The organism is Marinicella rhabdoformis (assembly GCF_009671245.1).
Lineage (GTDB): Bacteria > Pseudomonadota > Gammaproteobacteria > Xanthomonadales > Marinicellaceae > Marinicella > Marinicella rhabdoformis.
On the sequence record NZ_VTFS01000002.1, the window covers coordinates 115,800 to 136,803 of the forward strand.

The following is a 21,004-nucleotide window of genomic DNA, read 5'->3' on the forward strand; positions in this document are numbered from 1 at the left end:
TTAAATGAGGGCTTTTGATAAATGGAGCATTTTGGGGTTGAGTTTAACTCAACCCCAAAGTTTTAATTGCTCAATGATAGGGTTTTTGTTGTGAGCAAATCACAAGCCTTTGACACAAGCTTCTGCTTTCTGTACATTTTCTGAAAGAAAACGGTACAAAGTGGTGCCGATGGTTTTCTTATCTGATGCTGTTTGTATCAGCTTCAAGCCATTCTCCGTGCAAATACCAGCAAACAAGTCACGTGCATAAGAGCGCTGGTAATAATTGTCTCTGTTGCGTTTTATCATAGGCAGGGCCGCTAACATTTCTGTTAACAGTTGTTCTTGCAATGCCACTTGATTGGCAGGGAAAAGGGATTCCATGGCTTTTCTTTGGTGAGACAAAGGCAATGGATTGTCATTGTTTAAGAATTGATCAACCCATTGCTTTTTAATGGCCAGCACGGGCAATGCCGCTTCTGCAGCAATCGCCGCCAACATGCCTGAGTCTGATGGGTCTTTTGTTTTTTCATTAGCAATCAGCGTTTTTGATTCAGGGTGATTTAAGCCTGCCAAACGACTGATCATTTGCCACCTGAAGCCTTGGGTTATGGGTATTTCATTTATGGTCAGTTCCCCAGACAGTAGTTTCAATAAAATGGCTTGTCCATTTTCAGAACGCACGACTGAAAAGAAACTTTGTAGCTTAATGAGTTTGATGTTTTTTGAAGTTTCTTTGGCTTTGATTTGATTCCAAAGCATTTCTTCTAGCGAATGCGACAATGCCATCAAATTTGGGTCACCTTGACGTTCTTTGGTGTTCAATTTGCTGATTAAACTGTTTTGAATTTGGTTGATGATTCGGTCATTTTTCTCAACATACAAAGCATCAATAACCTTCAACAGATTAATTTGTTCATCTGATAATAAAGAAGTCCACAGCATGGAACGCATCAATGGATCTTTAAGTTGGGTAAGGGCGTCAAAGGCATTGTTTTTGCTGACTTCATCCAACTCGACTTCCACAAAGCCCCAGCCTTGGTAGTTGGGGTAAGCAAGGGTTGGACAGTCAAGCCCAATAACAGCAGGTACCTGTGTTGATTCACCAGTGACTTGCAATGGAGTGATGTGATAGGGCTTTAATTCATTGTCTTGCAGCTTGAACAGCGCCAGTTGGGTTTTCTGAGTACGCAGCTGCGGGTGTTTTTCGTCAGCGGTTTGATTGATTGTGAAGCCACTGATTTTATCCGCTTCACATTGAAAATTAATTTTGAATGTATTAACACCTGCTTGGTATAGCCATGATTTTGACCATTCAGTTAATTCGATGCCAGATTGTTTAGATTGTGCAGCAACAAAGTCTTCAAGTTCAGTGTTTCCCCAAGCATGTTGCTTCAAATAATTCGAGACCGCCAAACGAAAATTTTCTTGACCAACAAAATGAGACAGTTGGTTCAGAACAGAGGCGCCTTTTTGATATGTTATGTCGTCAAAAACCTGGAAAAAGTCATTGGTGCTGTTAACAGGGACTTCTATAGGGTGAGTTGATATCATTTTGTCGGCAGTGATGGCACGAAGGTTTACATTCAAATAAAAGTCGTGCCACAGGTCTTTGAATTCGGGCAATTCAGACACCGCAATAGCCGACATCAATGTGGCAAAGCTTTCGTTCAGCCACAAGCCATTCCACCAGTCTTTAGTCACTAAATTACCAAACCACATGTGGGCCATTTCGTGCAAAATGATACTGGCGCGTCGTTGCCTTTGAAACCGATTAGATTCACCGCGTTGAATGACACTCTCAGTGAAAGTTACAGCTGCGACATTTTCCATGGCACCAATATTAAAATCTGGCACGATCACTTGGTCGTATTTTTCAAAAGGGTAGGCAATGTCAAAATAGTTTTTGAAATGACTCAGACCCATTTTTGTGTACCCCATCCACTCTTCAACGGGGACATATTGCGCCAAGGATTGTCTGGCCAGCAAACGAATCGGCACGTCGCCGGCTTGGTCTTCCCATAGCTGATATGGGCCTGCATGCAGTGAAAAGATATAACTTGAGAACTTTTTAGACGGTGGAAAGTGCCAAGTTTTAATGTCATTTGTTTTGCTTACATCGTCTTCGGTCATGGCAGAAACCACTTGCCAGTTTTCTGGTGCTTGAACGGTTAATTCATATTGGGCTTTTAAGTTGGGTTGGTCAAAATTGGGGAACAAGCGATTGGCATAGTATGGCCACAAGTAAGTGTATAAGTAGGTATTTCCATCTTCAGGATCAACAAATTTATGCAGGCCTGTTCCATCTTGGTTATATGGGTGTTGATAGGTCAGGGTGATGCTGTTTTTACCTTGTAACAAAGCGTTTGAAGGCAATGTGACGAAAAAGCCATTGTAGTTTACATCTACATGATTGTTATTTATGGTCACTTCAGAAACTGTACCACCTGTGAAATCTATGGTCAAATCTTCAGTGTTAGCGTTCAGGTTGAACTGAACAGTAACTTGTCCGAGGTAGGCATCTTTGTTTCTCACCAAGTCAACATTGAGAACATAGTTGATGTCAGACAGCCTGTTTTTTCTGGATTGAGCAGTTTCGAGGTTCAATAAGTCAGCTTTGACTCTGCTTTTTGAAACTTGCTTTTTGACTGTTGTTGAGGTTTTTGTTGTGGTGTTATCTGAAATAGGTTGTTGTTGGCAACCCAACAACAAAGTCAACAGCAAGAACAGCGGGTATTTAACGTAAATTCTCATGGCGTCCCTTAATTAGATATGAAATGGTGGTAAGTATTATGATGTTGATTGTATCTTAATACTTTGTGACATTGGTGGTTTGAGGCTTCAGATTCCAAGATTGAAGTTGATTGGTAAATAAATGGGTATGGGTTAATATAGGTAGTGTAAAAAAATTTCAGTTAACTGTTTTGGTATGATTAATGTCTTATCAGCAGAGATGAAACATGATTGGGAACATGAAAATTGAGTGATTCAGACAAGCCAACTATCAAATCTACTGAATCTGGTTCATTGGCAGATGAACCAACGGTGTTGATCGATACTGAGGGAAAGGCCATATTGGCCAGTGCTTTTTCCGGTACATTGTCTCCAGGAACCCGAATCAACCGAATCGTGATAGACAGCTTGATTGGTCAAGGCGGCATGGGGGCTGTGTATTTAGCCTATGATGAGAAGTTACAAAGACAAGTGGCGATTAAATCGATTCGTCCTGAGTTTTTAACCAATCCAGACACCCAAAAACGCTTCATGAGAGAAGCCCGTATCCTGTCTAAAATCAACCACCAAAGCATTTGTCACATTTATGATTACATTGAAACTGATGTGGGTGATTATTTGGTTTTAGAATACATCAAAGGGCAGCAAATTTATCACTCCAGTTTAGACAAGTCAGAAACATTAGATGCATTGATTGCATTGGCAGAGGCATTGGATGTGGCTCACCAACATGGTGTGATTCACAGAGATTTAAAGCCTGACAATGTCATGGTAACGACATCGGGTCAAATCAAAGTTTTAGATTTTGGCATTGCTCAGTCCATGAGTAACATTCGATCGAATCGAACTACTGAAAATTCAACATCAGAAAATAAAACTGTGTCATCGGAATTAACAGAACAGGGTTCATTGGTGGGCACCATACGCTATATGAGTCCAGAACAGGCCCGAGGTGAGGTGCTGACTCCAGCCAGCGACATATATGCTTTGGGTGTGATGGCTATGGAAATGTTAAGTAAAAAGCCAGCCTATGCGGTACTTCAAACTGAGGAGTTGTTAAGAGATGTTCAGAAAGGTAGGTTGCAGCCAGCAAAGAATTTGGCGCCAGACTGTCGTTCCTTGGTGACAGCGTTGACGGCTGTTGAATTTGAATCCAGACCATCAGCTAAACAAGCCGCTGAATCATTCAAAAAAATAAAACAAGCACCTCAAATGAAACGCCGAAAGCGAACTAAATGGTTGGTGCTGTTTTTTGGGTTTGTGGCAACAGGGTTTATGATCTGGCAATGGCAAGTGTACAAATTGAAAGAACAGCAGGCCAATCGAATCATGCGTTATGAAGGGGCAATAAATCAATTGGTGATGGCGAGAGATCAAGTGTATACCTTGCCAATTCACAATGTGACCCAAGAAATCAACGATTTATTTAGCCAGTCGGCTGTTCTTTTTCAAAAAATCAATGTGGATGAAATACTCAATCAACAGCAAATTGATCGATTACATGGTTTGATATTTTTGAAATCAGAACAATATCAAATGGCCGTTAAAAAATTAGAATCAGGTTTGGCCAGTAATGAGCACATGGCACGAGCATGGGTGGGTTTGTACATCAATAAGGTGGCTGCTTATTCGGAAAAGCATGGATACATTGGTGCTGTTCAATCGAGGGATATGCAGTTGAATTTTTTAAGGCCGGCGTTGGATTATGTAGAAAAAGCGTTGTTAGAAGCAGCAGAAAGAGAAGAGTCACAAGACACAGTACTCAAAGCCTTTTGGGTCGCCCACAGTCAAGGAATTTATGGCGCATTGCGGGTGTTGGATGACACCTTAAAGGGCCAGATGTGGAACCATGAACTGGTTAAGTTAAAAGCTTTGTTGTTGTCCACTCTGGCATTGGACTTTGAAGAAAAGGCACAATATGAGTTGTCCTATGACGCAATGAAGAAAACAGCAGACACTTATCGGCAGGCGATTGATATGGCGAGAAGTTTTCCATACAGTTATCACAGCCTGTGTGCCACTGAAATAAACTTAGTCGTTGATGCGGTAAGTAGAACTTATCTTGAGTTTGATTTACACGCAGCGCATGCCATTGAAGCTTGTGAGAATTACCTGTTGGTAAGCCCTGGCTCTACTGCAGGTTTGAATCAGTTAACGCTGTTAAGTTTAATGAAAGCTTTCTGGCATATTTTACATGGGCAGTCGCCCAGGAATGACATTGAGCAGGCTGTCATGTTGAATCAAAAGTCATTATCAATCGCCAAGTTAGCCCAAGCGAAAATATTGACTGCCTACATTTATGCTGTTGAAGCAAGTTGGCTTTCAGCGCAAGGCCAAGGTGTCGAAAACACTTTAGATCAAGCATATAATGCCCTGTCTGTGCTGGTCAATGAGGGTGAAATGTCAGAGGATGATTTGGCCGTTGATTTTTTGAATGTCATCAACTTAAAAGCGGAACAACAGGTTCGCCTATTAGACCCCCTTGATGACTTGATTAATCTGGCGGAAAAACATTTCAATACAGGCATTAATGCGTCATCGTTGTTGTATGAAAATAAAAAGGGTCTAATGGGCAGTATCTTACACACATATACCCAAAACACCTTGTTTAAAAAGCACACAAAAGGTCGTGTTCATGAGGTGGCTTCTGCCTATTTACCTCAGTTTGAATCATCCTATGAGTACATAAAATTCGACCCCAACAGCCTTCTCAATTATGCCCAATTACACCTCTTGATGGGTGAGTATGGCGAGGATGGCAAAATGGCTTACCATGTTAATATGGCACAAAAGTTTGCTGATGAAGCATTTGCTATAAACCAAAGTAGTCAAGCCGTGTTATTGGCTCAAGCAGTGATCATGAATTGGCAAGTTTTTTTACAATCAGGCGAATTTGAATCTGTAGATCAAGCTTTTGAAAAAGCCATTGCAGTTAATCCTGAATGGGCTCAAGCATATCAGGCTTGGGCTGAAGCCAAGTTGATCCAAGCACGCAATGCAGAATCTGAGGTAGAAAGACAAAAAGCGGTCAAAACGGGCATTGAAAAAATAAGCTCAGCGATTGAGAAAGACCCTTTGAACCAAACTTTCCGGGTCACCAAGTCACGTTTAAAGGCATTGAATCATTGATAAAGTTACAGGATTAATTATAAAAAAAGACTCTTGGAAATGGTTACATTAAAATGGCAAAAAAATAAAGCAGAGGCACTGAGTATATATGAAAGTTGTGGTATTAACAGGCGCAGGTATTTCGGCAGAAAGTGGCTTGTCTACGTTCAGGGACAATGATGGCTTGTGGGAAAATCATCGGGTAGAAGAGGTGGCCACGCCAGAAGCATTTGATAGAAATCCAGAATTGGTTCAGCGCTTTTATAACATGCGTCGTGCCAATTTGAAATCTGTTGAACCGAATGCAGCACATGTGGCTTTGGCCCAAGCAGAGCAACAATTTGAATCATTTTTGTTGGTCACACAAAATGTCGATGACCTACATGAAAGGGCAGGGAGTAAAAATCTTTTACACATGCACGGTGAATTATTGAAACAACGTTGTGTTCAATGCCATGATGTTTCAGAAATAATCGGTGAGTTGTCAGTTAATGCGATTTGCCCTAATTGTGACGGTGTGGGTTCGTTACGACCAGATATTGTCTGGTTTGGTGAAATGCCTTATTTTATGGATGACATCATGGCGGCTTTAATGGATTGCGATTTGTTTGTTTCAATTGGAACATCAGGTTCGGTATATCCTGCGGCTGGCTTTGTACAAATTGCCAATCAATCAGGAGCCAGAACAGTGGAATTAAATCTTGAACCAGGTGATCTACAGAGTGAATTTCAACAAGCACAATACGGCAAAGCAACCGCTGTAGTCGGTGAATTTTTTGGCAACCTATGAATAAAGCGAATCGAGCTGCGCTGTTTTACGCCTATGTTTGAAATAATGTTTGCAAAATAGGCTTTGAATCCATATAATCCGCGGACTTTTCCTTGCTGCACCGGCTTGAGTGGAGTTGTTCCATTGGGTTCGGGTGGCATTTTAACCGTAAGGAGTTTTTAATGAGACATTACGAAATTATCATGTTGGTTCATCCAGACCAATCTGAGCAGTTACCTGCTATGATCGAAAGATACAGCGGTATGGTAACTACTGGTGGTGGTACTGTTCACCGTTCTGAAGATTGGGGCCGTCGTCAATTGGCATACTCAATCGAGCGTTTACACAAAGCACATTATTACTTGTTGAACATCGAATGTGGTCAAGAAGTGATTGATGAGATTGTTGACGCATTCCGTTTCAACGATGCCATCTTGCGTCATATGGTTATGGCTAAGAAGGAAGCTGTTACTGAAGCTTCACCTTTGAAGAAAATCGAAGATGAAAAACCAGCAGCTAAAGAAGAAGTAAAGGAAGAAGTTAAAGCAGAAGCTAAAACTGAAGCCAAAGAAACTGAAAAAGCAGAACAGGAGTAAATCATGGCTAAACCACAAAGAAGAAGACGCCCCGCGCAAAGAATCATCAGCCGCAACTGTAAATTTACAGCTGCTGGTATCAAAGAAGTTGATTTTAAAGATTTGGATTTGTTGAAGCAGTTCATCACTGAAACTGGCAAAATCATACCATCAAGAATCACTGGCACAAAAGCAAAGTATCAAAGACAATTAGCAACAGCCGTTAAACGTGCTCGTTACTTGGCTTTGGTTCCTTATTGTGACCAACACGGTAAATAAAGGAGTCAACCATGCAAGTAATTTTATTAGAAAAAGTACAGAATTTGGGTGATTTGGGTGAAATCGTTAATGTTAAAAACGGTTTTGCTAGAAACTACTTGATTCCACAAAGCAAAGCTTCTCGTGCCACTGAAGACAACATCAAAGCATTTGAAGCCAAGAAATCAGAATTGATTGCGAAAGCCAAAGAATCTGTTGCTGCTGCTGAAGCACGTGCAGAATCTGTTAACGGTTTGGAAGTGACAATTGCTGCCAATGCAAGTCCAGAAGGTCACTTGTACGGTTCAGTTGGTCCACGCGAAATTGCTGACAAATTAACTGAAAGCGGTTATCCAGTTGACACAAGCGAAGTCTTGTTGTCAGACGGTGCTTTCAAAGATGTTGGCGCACATGAAGTTCGTTTGAAATTCCATGCTGACGTTGAAGCAACGTTTACAATGAACATTGAAGCTGAAGTTGAATAAACTACAAGGCTGACATAAAGCATTGAAAAGCCGGTCTCATGACCGGCTTTTTTATTGTTTGAAAATTAAACTGATTATCGCGACAAGTTTCCAATATTTGTTATAAAATTCTACCCCTACTTTTTTCTTGTAACCGACCATGCCTGAATTTAATAAAGCCCGTTCTGCTGCCGATGATTTAGACCAAATTAAGATTCCCCCTCATTCAACTGATGCTGAGAAGGCGGTGATTGGTGGTTTGTTGTTGGTCAGTTCTGCTTGGGATAAAATTGCGGGTTTTTTGAGTCAGGAAGACTTTTATCACAACAACCACAGGCAAATCTTCAAAGCCATAGAACACATCCAAGAAAAACAAGAAGCCTGTGACGTGGTTACTGTCAGTGATTGGTTAGATGCCCATGGTTTGGCGAGTCAAACTGGTGGGCTTGAGTATTTGGCTGGCCTGGCTGCAAATACCCCGGGTGCATCAAATATTGATGCATATGGCAAAATTGTACGCGAAAAATCTGTTTTACGACAATTGATTAACATTGGTAATGAGTTGGCTGAAAAAGCGTTTAATCCTGAAGGGTTGGACAGTGATGAGTTGCTAGAAGAAGCAGAAAGGTTGGTTTATAAAATTCGTGAAAAAACCCTGAAATCAAAATCTGGGTTTCACGATTTAAAAGAAGCATTGATTAACACCTTTGAACACATTCAAGAATTAAGTAAAACGGATCAAGAAATAACAGGGCTCCCATATGGTTGGGGAGATTTAGATGGTAAAACAGCCGGTTTGCATAAATCTGATTTAGTGATTGTGGCGGCCCGTCCTGGTATGGGTAAAACAACTTTTGCTATGAATATTGCTGAAAGGGCGGCTGTAACAGGCGCTTCTGTGGCTATTTTTAGTATGGAGATGTCGGTTGAACAAATTTTGATGCGTATGTTTTCATCATTGTCTCGCATCAATCAAGGCGATTTAAAAACCGGTAAATTGTCCGATCAAGATTGGCCTAAAATCACCCAAACGCTGTCTTTGTTGAAACAATCCAAGTTGTTTATTAATGACACGCCAGGTATGACACCGAATGAAATGTTGTCACATTGTCGCCGGTTAAAAAACAGGGAAAGTTTGGACTTGATTGTTGTCGATTATTTGCAATTAATGCAAACCAAAAACACCCAAGAAAGCCGTGTGAATCAAATTTCTGAAATTTCTCGAAGCCTGAAAGGTATGGCAAAAGAATTAGAAGTGCCCGTTATTGCCCTGTCACAGCTGAGTCGTAATGTAGAGCAGCGACCGAATAAACGTCCCATCATGTCAGATTTGCGTGAATCGGGTGCGATTGAGCAGGATGCCGATATCATCATGTTTATATACCGTGACAGTTATTATAACGAAGACTCTCCAAAGAAAAATGCCTCTGAAATCATCATTGGTAAACACAGGAATGGTGAGACTGGGTCGGTTGAACTGGCTTTCTTAGGACAGTACACGCGATTTGAAAACCTTGACAAGCACATTTACATGAATGATGCAGATGAGGTCCCAGAGGCGAGTGATTTCTACTGATGAGTCACGCTCGGGAACGAGGCGCACAAGCCACCATTAACAAAAAACATTTGAAGCACAATTTAGCTCAATTCAGGGCAATGCATCAAGGCCCGATGATTGCAGTGGTTAAAGCCGATGCCTATGGTCATGGAATAGAAAATGTGGTGCCGGCCTTAGGTGCAGTAGATGCTTATGCAGTGGCTACCATAGATGAAGCTTTACAGTTGCGTTCCTTATCACCGGACAAGCGAATTATCTTACTTGAAGGTGTGTTCAATGAAGAAGAGCTGGCTTTGGCTGTTGATAATAACTTTGATATTGTTGTTCACCAAAAATACCAATTGGCTCTGTTGAATCAAATACAAAAAAATAAAAAACTAAAGGTTTGGTTGAAAATTGATACCGGAATGAATCGGTTGGGTTTTGACATGTCGCTATCAAAATCAATCATTGAAGTTTTAAAGCATAATGACTTGATTGATTTACATTTAATGAGTCATTTTGCCCAGTCAGACCAACCCATATCAACCCAAACACAGCAACAAATCCGCTGTAATGAGTGGATTGAATCCCAAGGCTTGCCATTTTCATTCAGTAACACAGGTGCTGTCCTTAATGGCATGTCTCAAGATAAAGAGTGGATTCGTGTGGGTATAGGCTTGTTTGGAATTTCTCCAATGCCTGGGACCATGGGGTCAGACTATCAGCTCAAACCTGTGATGAACTTGGCATCAAAGGTCATTGCAACCAAAAACATCTCAAAAGGTCAGGCTGTTGGTTATGGTGCTCATTTTGTTGCACCCCATGACATGCACTTGGGCATTGTGGGTATTGGTTATGCCGACGGTTACCCTTGGTCTAAATCAGAAAGTATGTCAGTCATGTTGGGCCAGAATCCATGTGCCGTGGTGGGGCGGGTGTCAATGGATATGCTGGCAATAGATTTATCAAGGCATCAAGCGGTTGAGCCTGGGGCAGATGTTCAGTTGTGGGGAGACTGTTTGCCTGTGGAGTCATTGGCTGAGCAATTGGGTGTGATACCCTATGCTTTGGTTTGTGGAATCACCAAAAGAGTAAAGTTTAATGTCATTGAATAAACTGACGCAGTATTTTAAGCAGCAAGTGGCGCCAGGTGAGTGGCCTTTGTTGTTGGCTTCATTTTTATATTTTTTCTTTTTACTGAGCGGTTATTTTCTTATTCGTTCCATTCGTGAACAGATGGGCGTGGTGGCCGGTGTTGAAAATTACCATTGGTTGTTTTTAGGTACGCTTTTGGTGACCTTGGCGATTCAACCCATTTATGGTCGCATTGTTTCAAAATATACCCGCAGGGTTTTTCTTCCTTACATTTATGGCTTCTTTGCATTGGTGATTTTGGTGTTTTGGTTGTGCTTTCATTATTTTGGTATTACCAAAGGTTTGGCACGCAGCTTTTTCATCTTCATCAGTGTTTACAATGTGTTCATTGTTTCCTTGTTTTGGAGCTTTATGGCTGATGTATATACCAAATCACAAGGCAAGCGATTATTTGGTTTAATCGCATCAGGAGGCTCGGCTGGGGGTATCGTTGGTCCATTGCTGGGTGTGGTGTTGGTTGATGTAGTTGGTGCCATAAATTTAATTTTCGTTTCTTTCTTATGCATGTTGCTTGTATTATGTATGCTGTTCATTGTCAGAAGGCATGCGTCAGACTCACAGGTGGATCGAAGCGCACCTATGGGAGGGAGTTCAATAGAAGGTTTTAAATTGATATTTGAATCCAAGTTGCTTCAACAAATCGCTTTAATGACTGTCTTGGCGACCTTTTTGGGCAGCCTGCTTTACACTTTACAAGGCATTTATGTCAGTCAATATGTAGAGGCTGGTAACCAGCAAACCAAAGCGTTTAACCAAATCAATTTAATCACCAACAGCCTCACTTTGTTTTTTCAATTGGTGTTAACACCCTACTTGTTACAGCGCGTTAAAATTCATAAAACATTGGCCATATTGCCGACGTTGTTGGTTTTTGTTTTCGCATTGATAGGTATGGTGCCTATTATTTATGTGGTACTGGGAGGTATCATCATCCAAAGAAGCGGGGCTTATGGCATCATGAAGCCACCTACCGATTGGTTGTTCACTGGATTGGATGCGAAAACAAAATACAAATTCAAAAACTTCCTTGATACGGTGGTCTATCGAACAGGCGATACTTTGGCGCAGTGGATCATAAAAGGCATAACAACAATCACTAAGAACATCCATGTTTTGGCGGCGGTTGGAGTGATCCTTGCAATCTGGTGGGTAAGAAACGCTTGGCGTGTGGGTAAACTTGCTGATGAGCATTATAAAAATAACGGGCGAAGTGAAAAACCCTTAAGTGATTGATTTGACATATTAATTCTTTATTTTTATCCTTGTATGTAGTATAACAATTAACGAAATCATGCAGACAGTTATGATTTTTTACTACTACTCAGGAGACAAATAATAATGAAATTACACCACAAAAAATCGTTGGCCGCGGGCTTGCTTTTGGCCTTGGCTGGCAGTACCCTTGCGGGTGATGTTGTGCTTAACCACAGCAGACTCAGCGCCACAGCCGAAGTCATTTATAACGACACACAAATCCCAACCATTAAGGCCGCAAACGAAATAGATGCGGCATTCGTTAATGGTTATATTCAGGCCAAAGACCGTTTGTTCCAAATGGACTACACCAGAAAGATTGCCCAAGGTAAAGTGGCAGAATTGTTGGGGCCGCCTGCCATCAGTAATGATGTTCAGTTCAGAACCATTGGTTTTGAACGTGCAGCACGTCGATCTATTGCGGAAGCCTCGCCCAAAACCCAAGCCATCCTTCAAGCATTTGCCGATGGTGTGAATGCCTACGTTGCTAAAAATGGCCTACCAGCAGAATATGCAGCATTAGAAATTGATGCTTTTGATCCATGGAAAGGTTTGGACTCTGTCTCTATTGGTAAAGTTGTGGCATTTAATTTGTCCAGTGATATGGAAGAGATTGATTGGACCATTGCCATAAACACGTTCCAACAAGTGGGTGCACAAGCTGGCTTTGATGGTACGGCATTATTTATGGATGATTTGTATCGAGCGGCACCACCGGATGATCGTGTGAGTATTCCAGGTTTTTTGGGTATGATTGGTGGGGTGGGTAAATCCGCACCACAAAATAAAGCATTTACAGATTTTTCTGTTGAATTGGACAACACACAACTGAGTCTACTGAAAAACATTCAAAATGGGTGGAATGCGACAGATCTATTAAAGTCTTTTAAACGAGATTCGTCTGATAAAGGTTCAAACTTTTGGATGGTCAGTGGTGATAAAACAGAAAATGGCCTGCCATTGATTGCCAATGACCCACATTTAAGCCTCAGTTATCCTTCAACCTTTTATCCATTTCATATGAATACCGAGGATGGCCTGAATGTCGCGGGTGTGGGCTTTCCTGGTGCCCCCATCATAGCGCAAGGGTGTAATGACAATTTATGCTGGGGCAGTACAGTGCACCCTGTGGATGAAACTGATTTTTTCTTTGAAGAGTTCACAACGAACTTATTTGGTTTGCCTACACACACCATCTATCAAGGCGAGAAAGAACCTGTTCAATTGATTTTTCAAGTGTACAACGCCAACATCATCGGTGATGGCGTGATGAATAACAAAGAAAATCAGAACGTGGGCTATACATCAGGTGGTTTAACCATTATCGTTCCCAGAAGAAGTAATGGCCCTATTCTAAGTTTAAACTTAGAGACTGGAACAGCCATTTCCATGCAGAATACTGGCTTTAATGCGACACAAGAAATTGAGTCTTTTTTGGAAATGGGACATGCTAAGAATTTTGATGAATTTCAAGAAGCTTTAAGTAAGTTTGACTTTGGCTCACAGAATTTTGGTGTCGCAGATACAGATGGTAATATTGCTTACTTTACCGGCTCAGAAGTGCCGATACGTGAAGACTTACAAACCATGATGGCACCAGATGGTGTACCACCTATGTTTGTTAGAGATGGTACCGGTGTTCATAAAAATGAGTGGGTGCCTGTGAGCAATCCTGGCAGAAATCAGGCAACACCACATGAAGTGATTCCTGAGTCTGAAATGCCACATTGGATTAATCCTGAGCGAGGTTATATTGCCAATGCCAACAATGACCCTGTGGGTTTGTCATTGGATAACAATGTATTGAACCAGCTGAGACCGGGTGGTGGTATTTACTATTTAGGTCAAGGTGCATATTCATCTTATCGTATGGGACGCATCGATCGTTTAATCAAAGATAAAATTGACGCCAATAAGAAAATTTCACATGCTGACATGAAGGCATTCCAAGCCAATCATCAATTACAAGATGCGATGTTGATTATGCCTCATATTATGAATGCTGTGAGTCGAGCCAGTGCCAGTGATGCGTGGCCAGGAATCGCACAATTTTTAGCCAATCCTAAAGTACAAGAGTCAGTGGCTTTGTTTGCTGATTGGGACTTTTCAACACCGACTGGAATCACTGAGGGCTATGACCCTAATGACAACCCATTCGATTTAAGAGATCCTGATGACAATGAAGTGAAAAACTCGGTTGCAGCCACAATATATTCAGTGTGGCGCTCAATGGCGGTTCAAAATACCATAGATGCAACCATTGATGGCATAGATGCGGCGATTGGTGCTGAAGTATTGGGACCTCAACGCCCAGGCAGCACGCTGGCGTTCAACGCATTCAAGAACCTGTTAGACCAATTTGAAACCATGCAAGGATATGGCGCTTCTGGTGTTAATTTCTTTACTAACCCAGCTGCGCCAACACCTGCTGATGCAAGAGATTATATTTTATTGGCTTCATTGCAGCAGGCTTTAGATAAATTGGCAGGAGATGATTTTGCAGCTGCATTCAGAAATTCAGAAAACGTTATGGATTACCGTTGGGGCATGTTGCATCGCATCAGTTTTAACCACACTTTGGGTGCATCATTAAGTGTGCCTAATGGTTTGTTTGGGTTTTCAACTGTCGATGGCTTGCGTGGCGTTCCTAGGTCAGGTGGGTACCAAGTTCTGGATGCTTCTTCTCATAATGTCAGGGCGGACCACGCTGATGGTTTCATGTTTGCTCACGGGCCTGCGAGGCGGTTTGTTTCAGAAATGGCACCTGATGGACCATTGGCAGAGCAAATCATTCCTGGTGGCCAAAGCGGCAATATCATGGATGGCAGTAATTATGTCAATCAATTACCTTATTGGCTAACCAATGCTTATTTACCTTTGATTATTGATATGAATACATTAGAGGCAATTAAGAAAGACACTTATGTATTTGAACCCAATGACTAAATAGATAATATTTAGTTTTAAATAAAGCGCTGTTAGTAATAAGCTGGCAGCGCTTTTTTGATGTAACTGATTAAATTTGTTCAGCGTTTACGGAATTTACTGATGCTGCTGCCCATCAATACGCGGGTAATGCGATCTGGTAATATTTTAGTTAAGCCATAAATCATTTGGTTACGCCAGCCATTGATTTTAACTGCTTGATTTTTTTCGACCGCTTTTAATCCTTGGTCTGCCACTTTATCGGCGGTCATCCATAAGGATTTGGGCAGCTTTGAAACCATTGGACGGGTGCCATTGACATCATGAAACTCGGTGTAGGTAAAGCCAGGGCAGAGTGCAGTGACGTGTACGCCATGGTCTTTACCCTCTAGGTGCAATGCATGACCAAATTTAACCAGAAAAGATTTAACTGCGCCGTACAATGTGTGTCCAGCAGTAGATGGTGTTATACCTGCTAATGATGCCACTTGAATGATTCGTCCATACTTGGCTTGTTGCATCAGTGGGTAAAATAAGTGTGTCAGTTCAACCACCGAATTCAACATCACTTGTAACATGGCGTTATGAGTCTGCCAATCTACCGCTTCAAAGTCACCTGGAACACCATAGCCGGCATTGTTAATCAGCATGGAGACATTCAGTTGCTGATCTTGGCATTGTTGAAAAATATTTTGAGAAGCTTTGGCTTCAGCCATATCTTGGCAGATAAATTGGCAATCAATGTTGTGCTGACTTTTTATTTCTTCGGCTAAGTTTTGCAAAACTTCTTGTCGTCTTGCCACTAAAACGAGGTTCCAGCCTTGTTGAGCCAATTGCTGTGCAAAGCTTTTTCCAATACCCGCAGAAGCACCAGTAATTAAAGCGTATTTATTATTTATATTGGTCATATGTGTTTTTTATGGGTTAAAAAAAACGCCAGCATGTGCTGACGTTTTAGGTATTAAATTATGTGATGATCATTTGATGCTTAAATCCGACAATCTATTTTCTTTCAATGACGAGTAATACAAGGCCACATTGGCAATGTCTTCATCAGTCAAAGTGGCAGCAAAACCCGCCATGATTGGGTTGGCCCGATCGCCTGAGCGATAATCTTGTAAAGATTTTTCCATATAATCCGCAAACTGACCTGCTAATTTAGGATAAGTTGCATCAATCCCCATGCCATCCATGCCATGACAAGTTTTACAAACTTGTTCTGCCTTGGCCTTGCCTTTTTCAACATCAGCTGCTTGTGAACCAAAGGCCAAAACCATGCTCAATAATAATAGTTTTTTCATGTCAGGTTCTCCTTATTTTTTATCGAGTGAGGCAAAGTAGGCTGCAATGTCAGCAATGTCTTGGTCGGTTAAATTACCTGCTTGTGCTTGCATGGTAGAATGGCTTCTTTCTCCATTGCGGTATGCTTTCAACGCGCTGACAATATAAGCTTCATTTTGGCCGCCTAATCTTGGCACACTGTAGCTAGGGTAAGTGTTTTGATAAAAAGGAATGCCGTGACAGCCTGTACAGGTGTAAGCAATTTTCTTACCATTGGCAACATCACCTTCGGCAAAAGTTTGAGATGACATGAGTGTCATCATAATCAATAAAGTTTTTTTCATTTGAACCCTATGAAAATAAAAGCCCACATTATAAGCGCGAGCAGTAGGATTCTCAATAAAAAAGGGGACGTAAACGTCCCCAATTGTAGCTTTGTTTGTCAGGTGCTTATTTTAAGCTGGCGTAATAAGCCGCTAAATTGTCAATATCTGCATCTGTTAAGCCAGCAACCATAGGTGCCATTGATGGATCTTTTCTTTCACCATTTTTGAAAGCTCGGATTTGTTTGGCTAAATAAGCTTCTTTTTGGCCAGCTAGATTTGGCCACAATGGGCTGGCACTGATGCCATCAGCACCGTGACAGGCGGCGCATATTGCAGCTTTGGCTTTACCAGCTTCTATATCAGCAGCTTGAGAAAATGGTGCTGCAACGGTGCCCAAAAGGGCCAGTAATAAAGTAGATTTTTTCATGTGATACCTGTGTTTAATCGTTTGTGCTTAGTTTATGGTTGAAAGTGTATTACTCAAGTCAGATGTCTTTGATTCTTGACATAGGTCATGTTTTTGTCAATATTTAGAGGACCCGGACTTCTTCTTCTAATATGACTCCAAACTTATTTTTAACTGTGCGTTTGGCAAGGTTGGCCAGTTTTTGTAGCTCTTTACCCGTGGCTTGACCGTGGTTGACCAATACCAGCGCGTGGTGCTCATAAAACCCAGCATCTCCTTCGCGAAAACCTTTGAAACCACATTGTTCTAATAACCAAGCGGCACTGGTTTTATAGTGACCTTTTTCGTCTATAGGGAACAATGGAAGGTCTTTGTGTCTGCGTTGAATTTTTCTGATTTGCTGATCAGTCAACACAGGATTCTTAAAAAAGCTGCCTGCATTGGGTAATATTTCAGGGTCTGGTAATTTACTTTGTCTGATTTTTATGACGGCATTGGCAATGTTAGCAAAATTAACTGCTTCTCCAGTTTGAGCAAAATGATCAGCCAATGGTTGGTAGCTTATGTTGGGTTCAGCATCTGGCCTGAGGTCGAGCGCAACACGGCTGATTATCCAAGGTTGATCATGGTATTTGAAAACACTGTGACGGTAAGTGAACATACATTCTTCATTGCTTAGCCTGTGGTAATGTCCTGTTTGCCAGTTATAAACTTCCACCCACACCAGAATGTCTTTGATTTCTACACCATAAGCACCGATGTTTTGAAAAGGCGCCGCGCCAACCAGACCAGGAATTAAGGCCAAATTTTCTATACCACCGTAGCCACGGTTTACCGACCACATGACCAAATCATGCCAAACAGTACCAGCCCATGCAACAACTAAATTGTCTACTTGGGTAATGTATTTTCTTGGCTTGATGTGTGCCACAAATCGAGGTAATGGGCCCGTAAATAGGAAGTTGCTGCCAGCACCTAAAACCAACATTTCTGTTATTTTTATGTCTCTAGGTAGGGCTTCCAAGTCACTCAAAGAGTTGATGGCCGCATAATGATTACACTCACAGTCAACCTGTAAAGTGTTGTCGTGAATCAAGTTGTATTGTTCTGATATTTTCACTTCAAAGTGTTATTAATTTCTCTTATTAAACCGTTGCCTTTGTATACAAAACCAGTATAAATTTGTACCAGATTTGCCCCCAATTTTATTTTTTCAACGGCATCTTTACCAGACATGATACCACCAACTGCAATGATTGGGAAAGTGCTTCCTGAAAACTGACGAACAAGTCTCAAAGTTTCATTGGCCTTTTTGGTTAATGGAGAGCCACTTAAACCACCTGCTTGACTGGTCAACCCTACATCTGATTTTAAGTTTTCTCGGCTCACTGTGGTGTTGGTGCATATGATACCGTCCATGCCTGAAGCTATGATCTGATCAGTCATGAATTTTAATTGATCTTCATTTTGGTCAGGAGAAATTTTAACCAAAATGGGTGTGTATTTTTTTGAATCTTTCTGAGCTTTGACTTGTGCGGCTTTCATGCCTGAAAGCAGCTGTGTTAACTGTTCATCATTTTGTAGTTCACGTAAATCAGGTGTGTTCGGAGATGAAATATTTACGGTAATGTAATCACATAAAGCGTGTGCTTTTTCAAAGCAGTGAACATAGTCGTCAAGCGCATGTTCATTCGGAGTGACTTTGTTTTTACCAATGTTGATGCCCAAAACACCTTTATAGCTGCTTTTTTTAACTTGATTGACTAAATAGTCTATGCCTTTGTTATTGAACCCCATGCGGTTGATGATGGCGGTATCGGCTTTGAGGCGAAACAAACGTGGCTTGTCATTCCCTAACTGTGCTTTGGGAGTGATTGTGCCTATTTCTAAAAAGCCAAAGCCTTGTTTGCTCAATCCATGTAACGCATCACCATTTTTATCAAAGCCAGCAGCTAAGCCAACAGGATTGGGAAATGTGATGCCCATTAATTCAACAGGATTATTGATGCCCTTAACTTTAGACAATGCTGATAATGGTGAGGCCAAGGCTGAAATGGCTAAATCATGGGCCATTTCTGGCGGTATTTTTTGTAATGTTTTTCTGGCCAATAATTCAAACATAGATGGGTTATATCAAATAATAATTATTATTGTAAATCATTCAAAGTCATAGCGACAGTCTTGTTTTATTATGTACAATATGGTTAGGCAAGAATTAAAATTTGCTAGTGTAAATAATCTGAAAACATTAAGTCTAACTCTTCTCGTGTTAATTCTCGGTAAAAACAATCTATGCCAACGACCAAGGCATATAAAATCAAAGCATGCTTTTTAACCTCGACAGGGTCTTTATAAATGCCTGAAAGTAATTTGATTAAGTACTGGTGTCTTTGTTCATATACAGAGGTGACAAATGATTTAACTTTTTCATCCTGAAGGGACCAAGCATTTATCTCAAACTCCAGTCTATTTCCATTCAACGCCCCTTCAATACATTGTTCTCCGAGTATGGCGAGTTTTTTTTTACAATTTTTCCCTTTTTCAGCATTTTTAATAAACCCTTGTGTGTATCTTTGTTTCCAATAATTCAATAACTGTAATTCGTATTCGCGTTTAGATTTGAACCAATGGTAAAAACTGCCTTTGGTCACTTTCAATCTTTCACACATGTCCTTGATTTTCAATGCCCTGAAACCCAATTGGTCCAATGTATAAATGCCCATTTTAAGCCAAGCCAGTTGGCTGTCATTTTCACCATTAATCATGTTGCTGCTGCTTTTTTCAATGATTTATCTCTCGCTTTTGTGATTTCAGTACTTGGTCTTGGTATATCACAGCGGTATCTGATATCAATTTTTATAAGGTTTCTGTTTAAATTATTAGGTGTTAAATTGCGACATACCCAAAGGTATGATACATTGACTCCCTGCATACCTCAAGGTATGTTGTTGCATTGAGGTATTTAAATGCCTGGCAATTCGATTAGTACCTCATTTTATGGATTGATCGATGGCATTGCATATTGTCTTCAATGAGTCTATCAAGCCAAAGATAAAAAGCACATGAAGTATAGGAGTAAGTGATGAAGGTTGATGATTTAAAGTTCAGAGAAAAAATAAAACCTGTGTTTTCACAAGCCGTGTTTTGTTCAGTGGCCACTGTCAACGCCGAAGGCATACCTCATGTATCACCTATAGGCAGTGTGGTATTGAATGACAGAAATTCTGGCTGGTTTTTCCAAAAATTCACTAAGAATATACCCTTGAATGCCGAACACTGTGAATATGCAACCATTATGGCAGTCAATTCGGGGCGGTGGTTTTGGCTGAAGTCATTGATAAAAGGTTCATTTAAACAGCCGCCCGCTATGCGTATTTTGGTCAAGCTTGGTCAAGTGCGGCCAGCCACTGAGAAAGAGGGTCAAAAATTTAAACGCAGGGTTAACATATTCAAGCGTACCAGAGGTTTTGACATGATGTGGAAAGACATGTCTCACATCAGGGATTTTGAAGTCATTGAATACAAACCAGTGTTCATTGGTCAAATGACCAGAAATCAATTTAAATAACAGAATTAGACTTAATTTCAACGCCACTATAATGTGATGGTGTTTTAATGATGTTGTTTCAAGTTGCCTATTTAGCTTGGGTATATCATTTGTGTTACCCTAATAAGTGATTTTAATTAACTGGGGTGGCCGTTGTGATAAAGCCAAGTAAAATATATGTTGTCTTTGTGTTGTTGTTTTTTAACTTTCAGGTATTGGCGGCACTTGATGCCTATATGATGATTAAGGTGAATGGTGGCGTTATCCAAGGGGATGTGACCAGAACTGGATTTGAAGGTTTTTTTGAAGTTAATGAAGTTCATCATTTAATTAAAAATTCGGCACAAACCGAGCACAAACCCTTGATACTGACCACCCGCATGTCCAAAGGCATGCCACTGCTTTTTCAAGCATTAGACCAAGGAAGCCTTGTTGATCTTGAGCTCAAATTTTTGAGGCCAACTAATTCAGGGCAAGAAGAACACTTTTATACCATTGAAATAGAAAATGGAAAATTGGTGGCAGCTGAGCCCATCATGTTAAATAACAATTATCCAGAAAATCTAGTGCATGCTGTCAATGTTCGTTTGCGATTTGACTACGAAAAAATGGAAATTACTTATGAAGATGGTGGAGAGACCGTCATTTTAACAGTGCCTCAGTAACATGCGCCATTTTTTAATA

General features: G+C 40.9%; 19 protein-coding genes. 11 read left to right on the forward strand and 8 right to left on the reverse strand.

Annotation, left to right across the window (positions count from 1 at the left end; translation table 11 throughout):
• Window positions 1-99: 99 nt before the first annotated feature.
• Window positions 100-2,733 carry an aminopeptidase N gene (gene pepN, locus FET73_RS06855; protein WP_154223209.1) on the reverse strand — a complete coding sequence of 878 codons (2,634 nt, stop codon included), beginning with the start codon at window positions 2,731-2,733 and terminating at the stop codon, window positions 100-102.
• Between the two features lie 225 nt (window positions 2,734-2,958).
• Here pepN and FET73_RS06860 point away from each other — a divergent pair, with 225 nt between their 5' ends.
• From FET73_RS06860 to FET73_RS06900, 9 genes are all read left to right on the forward strand, one after another.
• The gene (locus FET73_RS06860) at window positions 2,959-5,841 is read left to right on the forward strand and encodes a serine/threonine protein kinase (RefSeq protein ID WP_154223210.1); all 2,883 of its coding nucleotides are present in this window, start codon (window positions 2,959-2,961) and stop codon (window positions 5,839-5,841) included.
• 88 nt (window positions 5,842-5,929) lie between these two features.
• The gene (cobB, locus tag FET73_RS06865) at window positions 5,930-6,610 is read left to right on the forward strand and encodes a Sir2 family NAD+-dependent deacetylase (RefSeq protein WP_154223211.1); all 681 of its coding nucleotides are present in this window, start codon (window positions 5,930-5,932) and stop codon (window positions 6,608-6,610) included.
• A gap of 161 nt (window positions 6,611-6,771) precedes the next feature.
• Entirely contained in the window at window positions 6,772-7,185 is a 414-nt protein-coding gene (gene rpsF / locus FET73_RS06870; protein WP_154223212.1) for a 30S ribosomal protein S6, read from the forward strand.
• A gap of 3 nt (window positions 7,186-7,188) precedes the next feature.
• Window positions 7,189-7,443, forward strand: a complete 255-nt coding sequence (rpsR, locus tag FET73_RS06875) for a 30S ribosomal protein S18 (protein ID WP_154223213.1) — start codon at window positions 7,189-7,191, stop codon at window positions 7,441-7,443.
• Window positions 7,444-7,454: 11 nt separating this feature from the next.
• The gene (rplI, locus tag FET73_RS06880) at window positions 7,455-7,907 is read left to right on the forward strand and encodes a 50S ribosomal protein L9 (RefSeq protein ID WP_154223214.1); all 453 of its coding nucleotides are present in this window, start codon (window positions 7,455-7,457) and stop codon (window positions 7,905-7,907) included.
• A gap of 139 nt (window positions 7,908-8,046) precedes the next feature.
• Window positions 8,047-9,462, forward strand: a complete 1,416-nt coding sequence (gene dnaB, locus FET73_RS06885; RefSeq protein WP_154223215.1) for a replicative DNA helicase — start codon at window positions 8,047-8,049, stop codon at window positions 9,460-9,462.
• Entirely contained in the window at window positions 9,462-10,541 is a 1,080-nt protein-coding gene (gene alr / locus FET73_RS06890) for an alanine racemase (RefSeq protein ID WP_154223216.1), read from the forward strand. The genes dnaB and alr overlap by 1 nt, the downstream gene beginning before the upstream one ends.
• On the forward strand, window positions 10,528-11,814 hold the full coding sequence (locus FET73_RS06895) for an NTP/NDP exchange transporter (RefSeq protein ID WP_154223217.1): 1,287 nt from the start codon (window positions 10,528-10,530) through the stop codon (window positions 11,812-11,814). Before alr ends, FET73_RS06895 begins: the two co-directional genes overlap by 14 nt.
• A gap of 105 nt (window positions 11,815-11,919) precedes the next feature.
• Entirely contained in the window at window positions 11,920-14,781 is a 2,862-nt protein-coding gene (locus FET73_RS06900) for a penicillin acylase family protein (protein ID WP_154223218.1), read from the forward strand.
• Between the two features lie 80 nt (window positions 14,782-14,861).
• On the opposite strand, the gene FET73_RS06905 is transcribed toward FET73_RS06900, so the two are convergent.
• The 7 genes from FET73_RS06905 to FET73_RS06935 all read right to left on the reverse strand — a co-directional run bounded on the left by FET73_RS06905 (window position 14,862) and on the right by FET73_RS06935 (window position 19,538).
• Window positions 14,862-15,668, reverse strand: a complete 807-nt coding sequence (locus FET73_RS06905; protein WP_154223219.1) for an SDR family NAD(P)-dependent oxidoreductase — start codon at window positions 15,666-15,668, stop codon at window positions 14,862-14,864.
• A 69-nt stretch (window positions 15,669-15,737) separates the two neighbouring features.
• Window positions 15,738-16,061: a c-type cytochrome gene (locus FET73_RS06910; protein ID WP_154223220.1), complete on the reverse strand. Its 324-nt coding sequence runs from the start codon at window positions 16,059-16,061 to the stop codon at window positions 15,738-15,740.
• A 12-nt stretch (window positions 16,062-16,073) separates the two neighbouring features.
• The gene (locus FET73_RS06915) at window positions 16,074-16,385 is read right to left on the reverse strand and encodes a c-type cytochrome (RefSeq protein ID WP_154223221.1); all 312 of its coding nucleotides are present in this window, start codon (window positions 16,383-16,385) and stop codon (window positions 16,074-16,076) included.
• A gap of 106 nt (window positions 16,386-16,491) precedes the next feature.
• The gene (locus tag FET73_RS06920) at window positions 16,492-16,794 is read right to left on the reverse strand and encodes a c-type cytochrome (RefSeq protein ID WP_154223222.1); all 303 of its coding nucleotides are present in this window, start codon (window positions 16,792-16,794) and stop codon (window positions 16,492-16,494) included.
• Between the two features lie 103 nt (window positions 16,795-16,897).
• The gene (gene murB / locus FET73_RS06925) at window positions 16,898-17,893 is read right to left on the reverse strand and encodes a UDP-N-acetylmuramate dehydrogenase (protein ID WP_154223223.1); all 996 of its coding nucleotides are present in this window, start codon (window positions 17,891-17,893) and stop codon (window positions 16,898-16,900) included.
• Window positions 17,890-18,894: a quinone-dependent dihydroorotate dehydrogenase gene (locus tag FET73_RS06930; protein WP_154223224.1), complete on the reverse strand. Its 1,005-nt coding sequence runs from the start codon at window positions 18,892-18,894 to the stop codon at window positions 17,890-17,892. Before FET73_RS06930 ends, murB begins: the two co-directional genes overlap by 4 nt.
• Before the next feature lie 104 nt (window positions 18,895-18,998).
• Complete coding sequence (locus FET73_RS06935; protein WP_154223225.1) at window positions 18,999-19,538, reverse strand: TetR/AcrR family transcriptional regulator; 540 nt, start codon at window positions 19,536-19,538, stop codon at window positions 18,999-19,001.
• A 317-nt stretch (window positions 19,539-19,855) separates the two neighbouring features.
• On the opposite strand from FET73_RS06935, the gene FET73_RS06940 reads away from it, so the two are divergent.
• Together FET73_RS06940 and tssD are read left to right on the forward strand one after the other, a co-directional pair.
• A complete protein-coding gene (locus FET73_RS06940) occupies window positions 19,856-20,341 on the forward strand; it encodes a pyridoxamine 5'-phosphate oxidase family protein (protein ID WP_154223226.1) in 486 nt (161 codons plus the stop codon).
• Between the two features lie 134 nt (window positions 20,342-20,475).
• Window positions 20,476-20,985 carry a type VI secretion system tube protein TssD gene (gene tssD / locus FET73_RS06945; protein WP_154223227.1) on the forward strand — a complete coding sequence of 170 codons (510 nt, stop codon included), beginning with the start codon at window positions 20,476-20,478 and terminating at the stop codon, window positions 20,983-20,985.
• Window positions 20,986-21,004 lie beyond the last annotated feature (19 nt).

Excerpts from the sequence above, each read along its gene's own strand:
- pepN (WP_154223209.1), bottom strand. The coding sequence starts at position 2,733 with ATGAGAATTTACGTTAAATACCCGCTGTTCTTGCTGTTGACTTTGTTG.
- cobB (WP_154223211.1), top strand. The coding sequence starts at position 5,930 with ATGAAAGTTGTGGTATTAACAGGCGCAGGTATTTCGGCAGAAAGTGGC.
- rpsF (WP_154223212.1), top strand. The coding sequence starts at position 6,772 with ATGAGACATTACGAAATTATCATGTTGGTTCATCCAGACCAATCTGAG.
- rpsR (WP_154223213.1), top strand. The coding sequence starts at position 7,189 with ATGGCTAAACCACAAAGAAGAAGACGCCCCGCGCAAAGAATCATCAGC.
- rplI (WP_154223214.1), top strand. The coding sequence starts at position 7,455 with ATGCAAGTAATTTTATTAGAAAAAGTACAGAATTTGGGTGATTTGGGT.
- dnaB (WP_154223215.1), top strand. The coding sequence starts at position 8,047 with ATGCCTGAATTTAATAAAGCCCGTTCTGCTGCCGATGATTTAGACCAA.
- alr (WP_154223216.1), top strand. The coding sequence starts at position 9,462 with ATGAGTCACGCTCGGGAACGAGGCGCACAAGCCACCATTAACAAAAAA.
- FET73_RS06895 (WP_154223217.1), top strand. The coding sequence starts at position 10,528 with ATGTCATTGAATAAACTGACGCAGTATTTTAAGCAGCAAGTGGCGCCA.
- FET73_RS06900 (WP_154223218.1), top strand. The coding sequence starts at position 11,920 with ATGAAATTACACCACAAAAAATCGTTGGCCGCGGGCTTGCTTTTGGCC.
- FET73_RS06905 (WP_154223219.1), bottom strand. The coding sequence starts at position 15,668 with ATGACCAATATAAATAATAAATACGCTTTAATTACTGGTGCTTCTGCG.
- FET73_RS06910 (WP_154223220.1), bottom strand. The coding sequence starts at position 16,061 with ATGAAAAAACTATTATTATTGAGCATGGTTTTGGCCTTTGGTTCACAA.
- FET73_RS06915 (WP_154223221.1), bottom strand. The coding sequence starts at position 16,385 with ATGAAAAAAACTTTATTGATTATGATGACACTCATGTCATCTCAAACT.
- FET73_RS06920 (WP_154223222.1), bottom strand. The coding sequence starts at position 16,794 with ATGAAAAAATCTACTTTATTACTGGCCCTTTTGGGCACCGTTGCAGCA.
- FET73_RS06930 (WP_154223224.1), bottom strand. The coding sequence starts at position 18,894 with ATGTTTGAATTATTGGCCAGAAAAACATTACAAAAAATACCGCCAGAA.
- FET73_RS06935 (WP_154223225.1), bottom strand. The coding sequence starts at position 19,538 with ATGATTAATGGTGAAAATGACAGCCAACTGGCTTGGCTTAAAATGGGC.
- FET73_RS06940 (WP_154223226.1), top strand. The coding sequence starts at position 19,856 with ATGAAGGTTGATGATTTAAAGTTCAGAGAAAAAATAAAACCTGTGTTT.